Annotated in this window: 11 protein-coding genes and 3 pseudogenes; 10 read left to right on the top strand and 4 right to left on the bottom strand. The window is 31.0% G+C overall.

The features are described from left to right. Positions 1-567 precede the first annotated feature (567 nt). Complete coding sequence (locus COJ46_RS01755; protein ID WP_098565626.1) at positions 568-918, top strand: hypothetical protein; 351 nt, start codon at positions 568-570, stop codon at positions 916-918. A gap of 379 nt (positions 919-1,297) precedes the next feature. Here COJ46_RS01755 and COJ46_RS01760 read toward each other — a convergent pair whose 3' ends face one another. Continuing rightward, positions 1,298-2,221 (bottom strand): LysR family transcriptional regulator, encoded by a 924-nt coding sequence (locus tag COJ46_RS01760; protein ID WP_098565627.1) that lies wholly within the window; start codon positions 2,219-2,221, stop codon positions 1,298-1,300. A gap of 313 nt (positions 2,222-2,534) precedes the next feature. Then, positions 2,535-2,927 (bottom strand): response regulator transcription factor, encoded by a 393-nt coding sequence (locus COJ46_RS01765; protein WP_098565628.1) that lies wholly within the window; start codon positions 2,925-2,927, stop codon positions 2,535-2,537. A gap of 1,114 nt (positions 2,928-4,041) precedes the next feature. On the opposite strand from COJ46_RS01765, the pseudogene COJ46_RS01770 reads away from it, so the two are divergent. The 9 genes and pseudogenes from COJ46_RS01770 (at position 4,042) to pstA (ending at position 12,688) form a co-directional block, all read left to right on the top strand. Beyond that, positions 4,042-5,056: pseudogene (locus COJ46_RS01770) on the top strand (CapA family protein). Between the two features lie 100 nt (positions 5,057-5,156). Beyond that, entirely contained in the window at positions 5,157-5,987 is an 831-nt protein-coding gene (locus COJ46_RS01775) for a M15 family metallopeptidase (RefSeq protein WP_097976221.1), read from the top strand. Between the two features lie 519 nt (positions 5,988-6,506). Beyond that, positions 6,507-6,713: pseudogene (locus COJ46_RS25190) on the top strand (LysR family transcriptional regulator); the annotation flags it as partial. 389 nt (positions 6,714-7,102) lie between these two features. Further along, positions 7,103-7,741: pseudogene (locus COJ46_RS24855) on the top strand (flavin monoamine oxidase family protein). Between the two features lie 466 nt (positions 7,742-8,207). Next, positions 8,208-9,023 carry a phosphate ABC transporter ATP-binding protein PstB gene (pstB, locus tag COJ46_RS01790; protein WP_097976224.1) on the top strand — a complete coding sequence of 272 codons (816 nt, stop codon included), beginning with the start codon at positions 8,208-8,210 and terminating at the stop codon, positions 9,021-9,023. Between the two features lie 25 nt (positions 9,024-9,048). Beyond that, on the top strand, positions 9,049-9,702 hold the full coding sequence (gene phoU, locus COJ46_RS01795) for a phosphate signaling complex protein PhoU (RefSeq protein ID WP_097976225.1): 654 nt from the start codon (positions 9,049-9,051) through the stop codon (positions 9,700-9,702). 209 nt (positions 9,703-9,911) lie between these two features. After that, complete coding sequence (locus COJ46_RS01800; RefSeq protein ID WP_098565629.1) at positions 9,912-10,799, top strand: phosphate ABC transporter substrate-binding protein PstS family protein; 888 nt, start codon at positions 9,912-9,914, stop codon at positions 10,797-10,799. Between the two features lie 87 nt (positions 10,800-10,886). Further along, the gene (pstC, locus tag COJ46_RS01805; RefSeq protein WP_097976228.1) at positions 10,887-11,768 is read left to right on the top strand and encodes a phosphate ABC transporter permease subunit PstC; all 882 of its coding nucleotides are present in this window, start codon (positions 10,887-10,889) and stop codon (positions 11,766-11,768) included. 14 nt (positions 11,769-11,782) lie between these two features. Beyond that, the gene (gene pstA, locus COJ46_RS01810; protein ID WP_097976230.1) at positions 11,783-12,688 is read left to right on the top strand and encodes a phosphate ABC transporter permease PstA; all 906 of its coding nucleotides are present in this window, start codon (positions 11,783-11,785) and stop codon (positions 12,686-12,688) included. 378 nt (positions 12,689-13,066) lie between these two features. Here pstA and COJ46_RS24860 read toward each other — a convergent pair whose 3' ends face one another. Then, positions 13,067-13,366: an HAD family hydrolase gene (locus COJ46_RS24860; RefSeq protein ID WP_286133557.1), complete on the bottom strand. Its 300-nt coding sequence runs from the start codon at positions 13,364-13,366 to the stop codon at positions 13,067-13,069. 33 nt (positions 13,367-13,399) lie between these two features. Then, positions 13,400-13,870, bottom strand: coding sequence for an HAD family hydrolase (locus COJ46_RS24865; protein WP_286133556.1), 471 nt, complete (start codon positions 13,868-13,870; stop codon positions 13,400-13,402). Positions 13,871-13,937: the final 67 nt, after the last annotated feature.

A 13,937-nucleotide genomic window follows, 5' to 3' on the forward strand; every position in this document is an offset into this window, starting at 1 on the left:
GCTATTGGAGTTTTACCATCGCACAACTTTATAACTTTTCCAATATTTTATAGATGAAACTTTTATCTTTCTAAATTTATTGAAAAGAATTATAAAAATTATAGTTTTTGGGGTATGAGTGAAATTAATAAAGATATTTGAGAACGAATCCTTAATGATATTGAGGGATTGAATCTATATTTAACAAATAACCCTACTGAGAGTGAATTAAAGAATAGGATAGGGTTATTGTTTGTGGGCGAAACAGAAAAAAATTTTAGAAAAAACTACGAGCAAAATATTTAAAGTTTAACTTTTTTATAAATGAATTTAAAAAATGGATAACAGACCAACTATAAGATCAAGAGTATATAACTATTTTAGGGATATTATTGAAATATCGTTCTTTAACTACGCATGCGTTAGATGTACATCGTGAAGGCTGCTACTGCGGTCTTTTTTTTGTGTTGATTTGCAGTTAAGTTCAATTAAATATGTCTGGAAAATTCAGGGAATGATATAATTTTAGATAAAGTATTACTCTACTTTGTTTTTTATATACGTATTTAATAGAATGGTTTGATTTAAATGAATGCTAAAAGTAAAAAGTTTGCACTATTATTAGTTGTTATTTTCATATCTATTTTAGGTGTCTTATACACTAAATCATTTATGAATGAAAAGGAAAAGACAAGAAATCTAAAATATAAAGTTGCTGATGCTACTACTGATTATTTTGGAGATGGTAGATACCAGATCAAGCAGTTTGACCCTAATGGGGATTACTACGTAAAGGATATGAAAAGTTCTTTTTTACTTTTCATTAGTAATATCAAAGCATACAAAAAAATTGGTAATCAGGTATATTTCATTCATAAAGAAGGTTATACAATACTGGATTATAAAAATAACAATAACAAAAGACTTATTAAATTTTGATTTTTTTATCTTTATAGTTTTTAAGTTGTATCTCAATTCTTTTTGCCAAGTCAGATGATACCTTATTTAAATACTCCATACCATATAATTATCAGGATTAGTACTTAATACCATTTTCCCTACTGGTGTTTATGAATCAGGACTACTTAAGGGAGGTCGAGGTGTGTTAAAAAGTGTGGATGGAGGAAAACTTGAACAAATCCTTCCAAGGATCTCGACAATAGAAATGCTATAACACTTCAACTTTCTCCGGACGAGGAATATTTGTTTGTCGGCACATAAGGTGGCAGTGTTCAGCGATTGAAATTGTCTAAAAAACAACATTAAAAAACATTCCCCATTCTTTTTTATGAAGTGGGAAATGTTTTTGTATAAGCTATCAGGAATTTATAAAAGAATATTCAGTATTTCCTACATAAAGATTTTTCTTATTCACATGTGAAAGCAACATGTCCATAAAATTTCTAGCTGCAGTTCCAATATACTTTTTTTTGTGATGTACAATTGCAATTTCTTTACAAATAACAGGATTAACTAATTTAATTACTTTAAGTGATTGAGGATTCTCAAAAGCGAGAAGAGAATTAGGAAGAATGGTAGCTCCAACACCTGCTTTCACAATTTTTAAAATAGATTGAACATCAGTTAATTCTATGATTGGCTGGATGACAAATCCTTTAGAAGTAGCGGCATCATCAATTAATTTTCGGCAATAGTGGTTATTCGGACTTATGACAAATGGAATGTCCTTGATCTTCTCAAATTCAACAATATCCCTTTTAGCCAAATGATGGTCAATGGGAACTACTAAAGAAAATTCTTCATTATATAAAGGTATATTTGTTAACTGTTTTTTCTCATAAGGCTGGTGTGTCAAAGCTATATCGATTTCATTTTGAATAATTCTTTCTTCAATATTATCTAACTTAATGATTTTCATTTGTAAATAGGGGTGCATTCTGTGAAGCTCTAAAAATACTTCAGACGCCAATTTACTTAACTCCCCAGACATTGCTCCAACAATAAGTTTTCCTCTTTTTACTTTTTGAAGCTCTCCAATTTGTTCATAGATAAATTTTATATTGGAAAATATTTTATCGGATTCTTCTTTTAGAATTTTTCCCGCTTCAGTAATAGCAATTTTTTTACCTAAGCGATCAAATAAACGAACTCCTAATTTGTCTTCTAGGGCTCTCATTTGACGGCTTAAAGCAGGTTGTGATATTCCTAATTTTTCTGCTGCTCGTGTAAAATGTAATTCATCACAAATAGCCAAAAAGTATTCTATTTCCCTTAATTCCATTAATTTAACTCCTCAATAGTTTTTTATTTTATGGAAAGATACTCTCTCAATAAACTATCATGTGACTACCACTCTCAAAAAGTATATAAAGTAGTAGAACTGAAGGTATAACTACATTCCAAATAAGAAAAGTCTTTAAAGTAATTGAGAAGTTCAAAGAAGAATAAATCGAATACCATTTTCACCTTCTAAAGTCTCAGCTTTTACACTACTCACAAAGGAGCCTCGCACCTTCCATTCCAGTCATAGATGATCCTGAGAGTGCTCAAAAAGAAATTATTTACAAGCAATAAACCTGTAAAAATCTACATATCTATGTTTTTTTATTTACCTTCATTTCCTTTTTTAGTCTTTGTAACAGTAAACTTGTTCTTGCGAGTAGTTCTCTAATATCAAAAGGCTTCGTTATATAATCATCAGCACCAAACTCTAATCCTAATAACCGATCTATAATGTCATTCCTAACGGTTAGTAAAATAATGCCCATGCCATTTTTACTTCCAACTTGTTTACATAAATCTAATCCATTCATTACAGGCATCACAATATCGGAAATCATAATTTCAGGTTGAAAAACAGAAACTTTCTCTAGTGCCTCTTTGCCATTAAATGCTGTTTCTACATTATATCCTTCCCTTCGAAAAGCATATGCTAAGGATTCTACTATACTTATTTCATCATCTACAATTAATATTTTCTCATTCATAGACTCACCTAAATTCATTGTTAATTTAAATACTTATATAAACGATTGTTTTAATAATAAAAAATTAAAGTAAATTTCACTTTCTTTTTAGATCAAGTAAGTTGTACTTGCATATACATTGGGACCTTTATAAGAACCAACTGCCTAATAAAAACTAAAGTGAGGTTGTTGATATTGCATTGTCATTTCCTATAATAAAAAATACTCCTTTCTTCTTGATGGTTTAATAATATTGAATTATTATTTCAAATTTAATCATCAGTTGTTTCTAAGTTGTAAACTTTCGTTAAATTCTAAAAAGGTAAACCACTACAATGATGACCTATTAAAAATATAATGTTTCACTATTTATTTAATGTACGTGATATTTTCTCACCTGAAATATATTCGATTATTTTAACTATTGTACAAAAGTAAACATAACTAATTAACCTGCCCCCGATAAACATCGTGAACAGGTTTAATTTCAACTAGTTTTATCAGACCTTTTAAAAACTAACTTTTTCAAAAAGTACATGTATTACTCCCTATTATCTTTTAAAAAAAATCAATTTCTTCTTGAGTTCAAGTAACACCTCTTATGTATATCAAATAGAAATCCTAAGACTTCAAATCCTATCTTCTCGAATTCTAAATATTTTCAGAATTATATAAGTTAATCTATTAAAACTCGATTTATTGAGTAATCGGCAAAAATATTCTATCTTAAAATACTTCCACTGATTTTAAGAAAAACTTATTCGTTCAAACTTAAAAAATTATTAATACTTCCGATGAAAAAATGCTCAAATTTTTATTATTTACAACTTAGATACAAGTTGTGTCTAAATTCGAAACATCCAAATCTTATTATTCTTTTATAAGGTTTCGAAGGGAGATGAATTTAGAACATATGTAATAGGAATTGTTATAGATTTCATTTATTTTTATTTAATCAAATTTAAAGTAACTAAATTTAATTATAAATACATGTAAATCTTTAATCTTTTTATATTGTTTATGAAAATTCATAACAATGAAAAAGGGATTTAAAGGGTTATATATTGAGAAAAATAGTTTAGGGAGATAAAAAAATGAGCAAGAATCGAAAAATAACTTCTAGAAGAAAAAACGAATAAAAAGAACCTTTTCTCTTCTTATTTTTTTAATAATTTTATTTGTTTGTAAAAATGTTTATTCAATAACATTTGGTAACGAATTAAAAAATGAAGAAAATACTACAAAAAATGTAAATAAACCAATTAAACATACAAATACAATTAAAGCATCACCTCAAAAACAAGTAGAGAAAACCATTAAAATAAGTGCAGCTGGCGACTTTACACTTGGTACTGATGAAAGTTTTAATTATTCTGATTCATTTGTAGATGAAGCCAAGAGTAATGGTTTACATTATTTTGTTGATAGATTAAATAATATATTTAATGAAGACGATTTTACTACTGTAAATTTGGAAACTACATTGACAAATGCCACAGAAAAAGCTGTAAAAAAATATAAATTTAAGGGAGATCCATCTTACGCCAATATTCTAAACTACGGCGGAATAGATGCAGTAAATCTCGCGAACAACCATAGTCATGATTATTTAGAAAAAGGTTATGATGACACGATTAGTAACTTAAAAAAATACAAGATAGGTTATTTCGGATATTCCAATCGCTATTTAACAACTGTTAAGGGGATAAAAATAGGAGCACTAGGATATGAAGGTTGGAATGATACTTCTGAATTGAGAGTTAAAATTGCTAATGATTTAGGTGAATTACGAAATGCTGGTGCAAAAGTAATTTTCATCCATTTTCATTGGGGGATAGAGCGAGAGTATGTACCTAATAATACTCAAAAAAGCTTGGCTCACTATGCGATTGATCACGGAGCAGATTTAATACTTGGGCACCATCCTCATGTACTTCAAGGAATTGAAGAATATAATGGGAAATTTATTGTCTATATTGACAAATGAAAATGAGTTGAAAGTGATACCTTTTTCTATTTCCTCTGTTTCTTCAAGAAACAACTATCAGCCAAAGTTATTAGATGGCCCAGAAAAAGAGAGAGTTAAAAATAAAGTTATTGATATTTCCGAAAAAATTTCAGGGAATAGTTGGACTATGTACGAAAAATAACTTTTTATCCTTCTATATATGAACACGAATTTCAAAAACGAAATCAAATTTTTGACATATTAACAATTAGACAAAGCAGCATGTGGGGGTACTTACTTTTATGAAATATTTAGTTAATTCTATTTTTATTATCTTACTATTATCTTTAAACGGTTGTAGTAACCAACACCATCATCACAATGATTCTAGTCCTAAAAAAGAGTATCACCAATCAAATAAAGAAAATGCTAATAATCAGATGAACAATACAAACAATGAAAATGCTAATAATCAGATAAACAAAACATCAGATGTACCTAAAAATGTTATATATAGGACGAAACAAAATAATGCAATTAGAACCGTTTCACACCCTGATGTAATTACAGTTTTAGTAAATAAAAGATATTTTTTATCTCAAAACTACGTTCCAAAGGATTTAGTTTATGCAAATGTTTCATTCATTTTTAAAGAAAAGATTGAAAAGCGAAAAATGAGAAAAGAAGCAGCAATAGCATTAAAGAAATTATTTGAAGGTGCAAAAAGAGATCATATATTTTTAAGTGGTGTCTCAGGATTTCGCTCTTATGCAACTCAGAAAGTTATTTTTAATCGATACGTTAAAGTAGATGGATATGCGAATGCAAGAAAATATAGTGCATTACCAGGTTCTAGTGAACATCAGACAGGCTTATCAATTGATGTAAGTAGTAGCACTGGAAAATGTGCGGCTTCAAGCTGTTTCGCGAATACAAAAGAAGCCAAATGGCTTGAAAAAAATTCCTCTAATTATGGTTTCATTATTCGGTATCCAAAAGGTAAGGAGCAAATCACAGGTTACAAATACGAACCTTGGCATATTCGATATGTTGGCGTAGCAGCAGCTAAACAAATGAAAAAAAGAAACTTAACGTTAGAGGAATATTTAAACGTCTATCCAGTTTCAAAATAAAAATGACCAAGAGCATATAAAATATAGAAAAACTATCCGAAAAGGAGTTTTTGTATTCAACTATAATTAAATCTGCCCATCAATTACAAGATTTAGAGCTTGTTAGTCATAGCTCATTTACATTAAATGGTGGTAGCCCTTAATAAAGCCTTAGCTTTTAATTTAGAAAGAAAAAAACTAGAAAAATGGCTATTCATTAGCCTTACTTATGTTTCTAACGCATGCGATTCTTCAATAGAAGATCTCTTTTTTATTCGCGTGCCCAGCAAGCCGTTAATTGCTAACTGGTGAAAGTCCAGTCTAGGTAAGAACCAAGTCGCCTAGTAGCTAACAGGCACTGGGGAGACCCTACTTTACCCTTGAGTTTAAAGGAGCTAGAAAGCCTATAAGTTAACGCGAAATGGCGGACTGTAAAGAGGGAGTCAGAGGAGGGCATAGTACCAATTATTATCATGACAACACAACATGATATAGGAAAGGATCTCTACTTTGTTCATGTGTTTAGAAGGAGGTAAGAGTAAGCTTGATCAGAGTGTGGCGTTACTTCCTATTTCAGTTTGTAGAACATTGGGATTAAATTATATAAAAATTACTGAACACTCTGCTACATATTCAGTCAGTTTATCTTGGAAAAGACATAAATTATTGTCTTCTTCGGTAAGAAGTTTTCGTGACTTTATTATTTCGTACTATAAAGATAACTATGAAATGTTCAAGGTTTATTAAAGGTCAATTATTTTTTAAAAAAATTGTGTTTTTTAGATTAATTTCACTTTAAGTCTTCACTTAAACTAACCTGCCATAATGTGAAATAGAGGATAATCAATTAATGATAATCAACATCTATTTGTTGTACAACTAAAGCAAGCGTTAGTTGCACAAGAATCGACTGCGGCAGTTTTTTATAGCACTAGGTAATAGGATGCTTAAATAAGAATTGAAATACATTCGATTAATAGAAAATACATATTAATTATTAGTAAGGGAAGTAGTTCTTTGTTAAAAATATTAAAGAGTGTTTTAGGCCTATTTTCAATAGTTTTAGCAGTATTTTATATGCTTTAATTACTGTTAGATTTGTAATAATGCCATATATGATATTTTTATTAGGGGCAATGTTTGATCTGAATTTCAACTACAACGAAAAAACCGTTCCGTTCTCAGTACTTAATTTTGTAGAAATCATACCTCAGAATTCCATATCGTATAGTAAGTGGCTGGCAATCCGGACCACTCACTATATGGCATCCACTAAAGTGGGTTTACAATTCAATACGAGATTCTGGGAGGAAGAAGGTTTATATGGGGGAAGGTCAATTACTGATTTACCTATACGGTTTACTTATTAACCTAGTAGAAATTTAGGTAGTGATGGACCTGGAACTGTATTAGCTAACTATACTTGGGAAGACGATGCATTATATTGGGATAGTCTGTCTGAAAATGAAAGAATATAGCAAGCTTTAAAAGATCTATCCTATTTATTTGGAAATCAAGTATATACAGAATTTGTTTCAGGCTTCACTCATAGCTGGACCCAAGATCCGTTTGAAGCTGGAGTAGTTTCAATGTTAAAGCCTGATCAACAAAAAGAGATTGGTGATTATATTGCTACTCCAGAAGGAAGATTACATTTCTCAGGGGAAGATACATCATCAATACCTGGCTGGATGCAAGGGGCAATTGAATCTGGAATTAGAGTTGCATATGAATTAACTTCAATGTTGAATAATAATTTAACAAATATGAGCTAGTTGTATTTAAAGTTGATTCGGCAATTTTTTTGGTTGTACAGCTTCCATGAAAGTAAGTATTAAACTTCCATTCACTGCGGTGAATTCTTGATTCATGGAGGGCTAACGTATGAATTAGTGCATAAAAAATGACTGCTTCGGCAGTCATTTTTGTTGTGCTAACTAATAGTATTCACTACATATTACATTTTTCCTAAACTCACTGCAAATGCATATTGATCAACAAATTGTACATTAGATAACAATTCTGACTAGTATTTTACTTCAAAAATAGGGGATTCTAACTAATATTTATAAGTTTGTAGAATCGACGATTGCCTTTAAAGAAGTAGAGAGGAATTAGATTAGGAAATTAAAATGTATGTAGTAAAGGATTAAGTTACTGGAGGCGATTTGAATATAAGTTTAGCTGTTAGGATAGGGTTTTAATCATATTAAACTTCAAGATGGAAGGGTTTCAAAATACATGACTAATACTTTGAATAAAGAAAAAAATGAAAAAAGCGAAATTCAGTCTGATATACAAAAATCCATTGTTTATGATACACACAATTTATCTCTTTGGTATGGTCAAGATAAAGCTTTGAAAGATATAAACTTAAGTATTTATGAAAATGAAGTCACAGCAATCATCGGACCAAGTGGTTGTGGTAAATCCACCTATTTAAAAACTTTAAATAGAATGGTTGAATTAGTACCAACCGTTAGAACTGAGGGTCGTATTTTATATCGTGATCAAAATATTTTTGATAAAAATTATCCTGTTGAAGAATTACGAACCCATGTTGGTATGGTATTTCAAAAACCAAACGTTTTTCCTAAATCGATTTGGGAAAATGTAGCTTATGGACCAAAAATTCAAGGTATTAAAGATAAAAAAGAGCTAAATCAAATAGTTGAGAAAAGTTTAAAGGGTGCTGCGATTTGGGAAGAGGTGAAGGATCGTATACATGAAAATGCTTTCGGTCTTTCAGGAGGTCAACAACAACGATTGTGTATAGCACGATGTTTAGCAATTGAACCAGACGTTATTTTAATGGATGAGCCCACATCTGCATTAGATCCAATATCAACCTTAAAAGTAGAAGAGCTTATTCATAATCTAAAAAAAGAATTCAGTATTATAATCGTTACTCACAATATGCAACAAGCTGCTCGTGTATCTGATCGAACTGCGTTTTTCCTCAGTGGTGAAGTAGTTGAATACTCTGATACGAATAAATTATTTTCTACACCAAAAGATAAACGTACAGAGGATTATATCACTGGACGTTTCGGTTAATGGAAGGATTAAGAGGTGATCATTAATGAGACATAAATTTGAAGAAGATTTAAGAACCTTACAAGAATTAATCATCGAATTAGCTGAGAAAACGAAAAAGGCTGTAATTAAAAGTATGGATGCATTTAGAACCGAAAATATTGAAAAAGCATTAGAAGTAATTGAAGAAGATAATCGTATTAATAAACTAGAAGAAGAGATAAATGAATTAATTGTTGTAATAATTACTAGACAGCAACCTGTAGCTGTAGACTTAAGAAGGAATTTAACAGCTATAAAAATTTCACATGACCTTGAACGAGTTGCCGATTACGCTGTAAATATTGCGAAGTCGACGATTAGGATACGTGATCGACAGGAAAATTTACCATTAGAAAATATTGAAAAAATGCATGAATTAGGAATTGATATGTTATCTAGAGCAGTGGATGCATATCGTACGGAAGATTTATATGCTGCTAAACAAATTGGAGAAATAGATGATCAAGTAGATGATTTATATGGAGAAACAGTTAAATTTTTAATGAATAGCATTGCCGATTCACCTGATCATGTTACAAATTTAATGCAGATGGCATTTATTTGCAGATATCTTGAAAGAATTGCAGACTATGCAACAAATATTGCTGAGAATATTTATTATCTTGTAAAAGGCAAACATTATTTCTTAAACCAATAAAAAAAAGATTATAAAATTTATGAAAAGTTACAAGTGCACTTTAGTTAATTTCTAAAATGCACTTTAGTTAATTTCTAAAATATTGAATAGACAAAATTAATCTAGAATGAATCTAGATTGCATAGTGAATTTTTTTTAACACAAACTATTTAGTAAATGTTAGATTGCAATAGTTTGAAGGTTAACTAATTTTACTTTGGAGGTATCTTATGAAACGTTGTATTAAACTGATGTTTGCAATTATGTTAGTAGCAATCATGTTGGTAGGATGTAATACTCAAAAAAATACGAATAAAAAGAATCAAACTGGTGGTGGAAAATTAAGTGGTACGATTACAGCTGCTGGTTCAACTGCATTGCAGCCTTTAGCTGAGGAAGCTGCTACAGAATTTATGGGTAATAATCCAAGTGTTTCGATTACTATTCAAGGTGGTGGTAGTGGAACTGGAGTGAACCAAGTAACATCAGGAGCGGTTCAAATTGGGAATTCGGATGTGCCAGCTAGTGAAAAACTTAGTGACCCTGCTCTTGCAAAGGATTTAGTTGAAACAAAAGTTGCAGGTATCGGTTATTCGGTTATTGTTAATAAGGAAGTTACTGTTACTTCATTAACGTTAAAACAAATACAAGATATCTTCTCAGGAACAATTACTAATTGGAAAGATGTTGGAGGCAAGGACGAGAAAATAAATGTGATAAATCGTCCAGCTGCTTCTGGGACAAGAGCAGCTTTCGAAAAAACCGTTATGAGTGGTGTGAAAATAAACGATTCAGTCGGTACAGTCCAAGATTCAAATGGAGCTGTTGAACAAGCAATAAATAGTACTCCAGGGACGATTTCTTATTTAGCAAATTCATATCTCGTTGGAGATAAAAAGAATGCTTTAACGATTGTTCAAATAGATGGAAATGATTCTTCAATTGATAATATAACAAATGGAAAATATCCATTTTACTCATATGAGTACATGATTACAAAAGGTGATTTAAAAGACCCAGTAAAAAGTTATATAGATTTTGTTCAAGGCGATGATTTTTCAGCGAAAGTTGAAGAAATGGGTTATATACCGATGTCCAAAATGGGTAATTTAAAATAATGATCTGACTCTAAAGGGTGTTCTATTTCAAATTAAGTTTGATTAGGCACCCTTTATTAGCACTAAAATTATTATTAGGAGTTATTTATGAAAATAAGAAAAAGAAATTACTTTGCAAATGAATACTTAGGAAGAACATTAGTAACCTTTTGCGGTATTTTAATGGTACTTACCACGATCTTGATTATTATTTTTATTGTAGGTAAAGGAATACAATCATTTACTCAGAGTAATATTTCATTATTTGAAATGCTATTTTCTCCTAATTGGAGCCCAAATGACGCACAAAATCCTAGGTTTGGAGCATTAAAGTTTATTACTGGTTCAATCGTAGTATCAATTGGGGCAGTCATTATTGCAGCACCAATTGCAATCGCATTAGCTATTTTTATGAATTATATTTCACCAGTTTTTGGAGATAAAATATTAAAACCTGTTTTAGAAATACTAGTAGGTATCCCTTCAGTTGTCTACGGATTTCTGGGAGTAACAATTTTAGTCCCGATTATTCGTAATCAAATTGGTGGAGTTGGTTTTAGTTTAATCGCAGGAATAATTGTATTGAGTATCATGATTCTTCCAACAATTGCAAGTATAGCATCAGATGCTATTAGAGCAGTTCCAAAAGATTATTTAGAGGCTTCTTATGGATTAGGTTCTACTCGATGGCAAGCAATTAGTAAGGCTATTGTTCCTGCTGCAACCACTAATGTATTAACTGGTGTAGTACTAGGTTTAGCTAGAGCTTTTGGGGAAGCTTTAGCAGTTCAGATGGTTATTGGTAATACGCTTCAATTTCCTAAAAGCATTTTTGATCCCACTGTCACATTAACTGGTATATTAACAATGGATATGGCTAATACGATGAATGGAACCTCATGGAACAATGCGTTATGGTCATTGGCAATGATTTTATTATTCATTTCATTTTTCTTTATATTAATTATTCGATTTATAGGTAAAAGATAGGGGGAACAAGTATAATGAATGCTCGAAGTATTGATAAATTATGGACGATCATTCTCTATATCGTTTCATTAATTATTGTTTTACTACTTATTTATCTACTATGGGAAATCATTTCAAAAGGATGGGGATTTTGGGACCCAAATTTTTTATTTGGAAGACCAAGTAATACGCAAGCTGGGGGTGGCATAGGCCCACAATTATTTAATTCATTTTATATTTTAGTATTAACATTAGTGATTTCTATACCTCTAGGATTAGGATCAGGAATTTATTTGGCAGAATATGCAAAGCCAGGGAAATTTCTAAGTTTTGTAAGACTTTGTATAGAAACTTTAGCTTCTTTACCATCTATTGTAGTTGGATTATTCGGTTTACTTGTATTTGTTACCATGACTGGTTGGGGCTATTCTTTAATTGGGGGGTCACTCGCAATTACAATATTAAATCTACCAAGTCTTACCCGTGTATCAGAAACTGCACTTCTAGATGTTCCGAAAAATATTAAAGAAGGTAGTTTTGGTTTAGGGGCTACAAAATGGCAAACAATTGTTAAAATTAGTATTCCAACAGCAGTTCCACAACTTATCACTGGGATTATTTTATCAGCAGGCAGAATATTTGGAGAAGCAGCAGCGTTAATCTATACGGCAGGATTAACAACTCCAGTTTTAAATTCGCTAGCACCAATTAATAGTCAAATGAATCCATTTAATATTTTTCGACCTGCAGAAACATTAGCAGTTCATATTTGGAAACTGAATTCTGAAGGTATTGTCCCAGACGCTAAAGAAATTGCTGCAAAATCGGCTGCAGTTTTGATTGTTATGGTCCTATTATTTAATCTATTAGCTCGATTAATTGCTAATTTTATTCATAGAAGATACACGGGTACTAAAAGAAAAGTAAAGGTAATTACGTGAATTATCTGCTTAAATGCAGCTTTTTGCGCAACGGGCAGTCGCATAGGGTGCTGACTTAGTCAGCACCCTTCATTTGCTTATCTAGACAGAGACTACGACTCGATGTAACGACTAAATCATCAAGTTACCGAGATAAACCGTTTGAATGAACATCAAGGAAATACATGGAATAAGTAATGAATCAAGAGTGGAATAAAAATTACACAGTATTATAGTTAATTAATTTCAGTTTTGAGGACAAATTGAAGTTAAGAAGTTACCAATTTAATAAAATTCTACAGCAAAACAAAAAGGCCCATATTTTTATCCGAGCCTTTGTTCTAATTTAGGAGTTACTCCTTTTGACTGTACTTATTAAAATTATACTTTCATAATTTATTAAAAAACACTAAATCGCAAATGTTTTTTTGATTTAAGAAGATAACGTTCGATAAATTCAGCTAATCCATCATTTTCATGATGTCCAGTTACAAAATCAGATACCGCTTTAACTTCTTCGCTAGCGTTTCCCATAGCCACACCTGTACCAACATGACGAAGCATTTCAATATCATTTGGTCCGTCTCCTATAGCTACGACTTCGTTAGGATTAATTCGATATGCACGAAGTAGTTTTTTGATAGCAGACCATTTTGAAACATTTGGAGCAACCACCTCAAAACCGTCATTCCAATTTATAACTTCAGCTTCCTTTTTAAAGAAAGTAGATAATTAATTATTTTGTTCACCTGTTCGAACACAATATTTAAGAACAGCATTATAATTAGCTTGTCTTAAGTCATCAATGTATTGTGGTGGAATTTGCCCAACTTTTATCCAATAATCAATTTCTTCATTTGTTTCCTTACAGTAAAGTCCATTTGCTGTATGAATAATAACATTACAAGGGTTTTCAGTTGTCAGATGATGGAGTAATTCTTCGTTCAATTTGACTGTTTCTTTTTGTATCATTCTTCCTGTCTCTCCATCATGAATAGCGGCACCGTTCAAACAGATCATCGGAGTTTGTAATCCAATTTCTTTATGATAGGGAGCGGTTACTTCATAGTGTTGACCAGTTGCTAGAAAAATCATGACTCCTTGATCAATGAGTTTATTAACTTCCATATTTCGGTGGGAAATGTAGTTAGAGACTGTTAAGAGTGTACCATCCATATCGATAAATAACGCACGTATATTCATTAATTCTGCCCCCTCATTTGAAATTAAACCCATCAAATCATCTGAATATTATAATCTAGTAAACTCA

The sequence above is a fragment of the Bacillus sp. AFS077874 genome (assembly GCF_002566505.1).
GTDB lineage: Bacteria > Bacillota > Bacilli > Bacillales > Bacillaceae_G > Gottfriedia.

Bases quoted from the DNA above. Each gene is read 5' to 3' on its own strand.
- COJ46_RS01800 (WP_098565629.1), top strand. From the start codon at position 9,912: ATGAAACGTTGTATTAAACTGATGTTTGCAATTATGTTAGTAGCAATC.
- phoU (WP_097976225.1), top strand. From the start codon at position 9,049: ATGAGACATAAATTTGAAGAAGATTTAAGAACCTTACAAGAATTAATC.
- pstA (WP_097976230.1), top strand. From the start codon at position 11,783: ATGAATGCTCGAAGTATTGATAAATTATGGACGATCATTCTCTATATC.
- COJ46_RS01760 (WP_098565627.1), bottom strand. From the start codon at position 2,221: ATGGAATTAAGGGAAATAGAATACTTTTTGGCTATTTGTGATGAATTA.
- COJ46_RS01755 (WP_098565626.1), top strand. From the start codon at position 568: ATGAATGCTAAAAGTAAAAAGTTTGCACTATTATTAGTTGTTATTTTC.
- COJ46_RS01765 (WP_098565628.1), bottom strand. From the start codon at position 2,927: ATGAATGAGAAAATATTAATTGTAGATGATGAAATAAGTATAGTAGAA.
- COJ46_RS24865 (WP_286133556.1), bottom strand. From the start codon at position 13,870: ATGAATATACGTGCGTTATTTATCGATATGGATGGTACACTCTTAACA.
- COJ46_RS01775 (WP_097976221.1), top strand. From the start codon at position 5,157: ATGAAATATTTAGTTAATTCTATTTTTATTATCTTACTATTATCTTTA.
- pstC (WP_097976228.1), top strand. From the start codon at position 10,887: ATGAAAATAAGAAAAAGAAATTACTTTGCAAATGAATACTTAGGAAGA.
- pstB (WP_097976224.1), top strand. From the start codon at position 8,208: ATGACTAATACTTTGAATAAAGAAAAAAATGAAAAAAGCGAAATTCAG.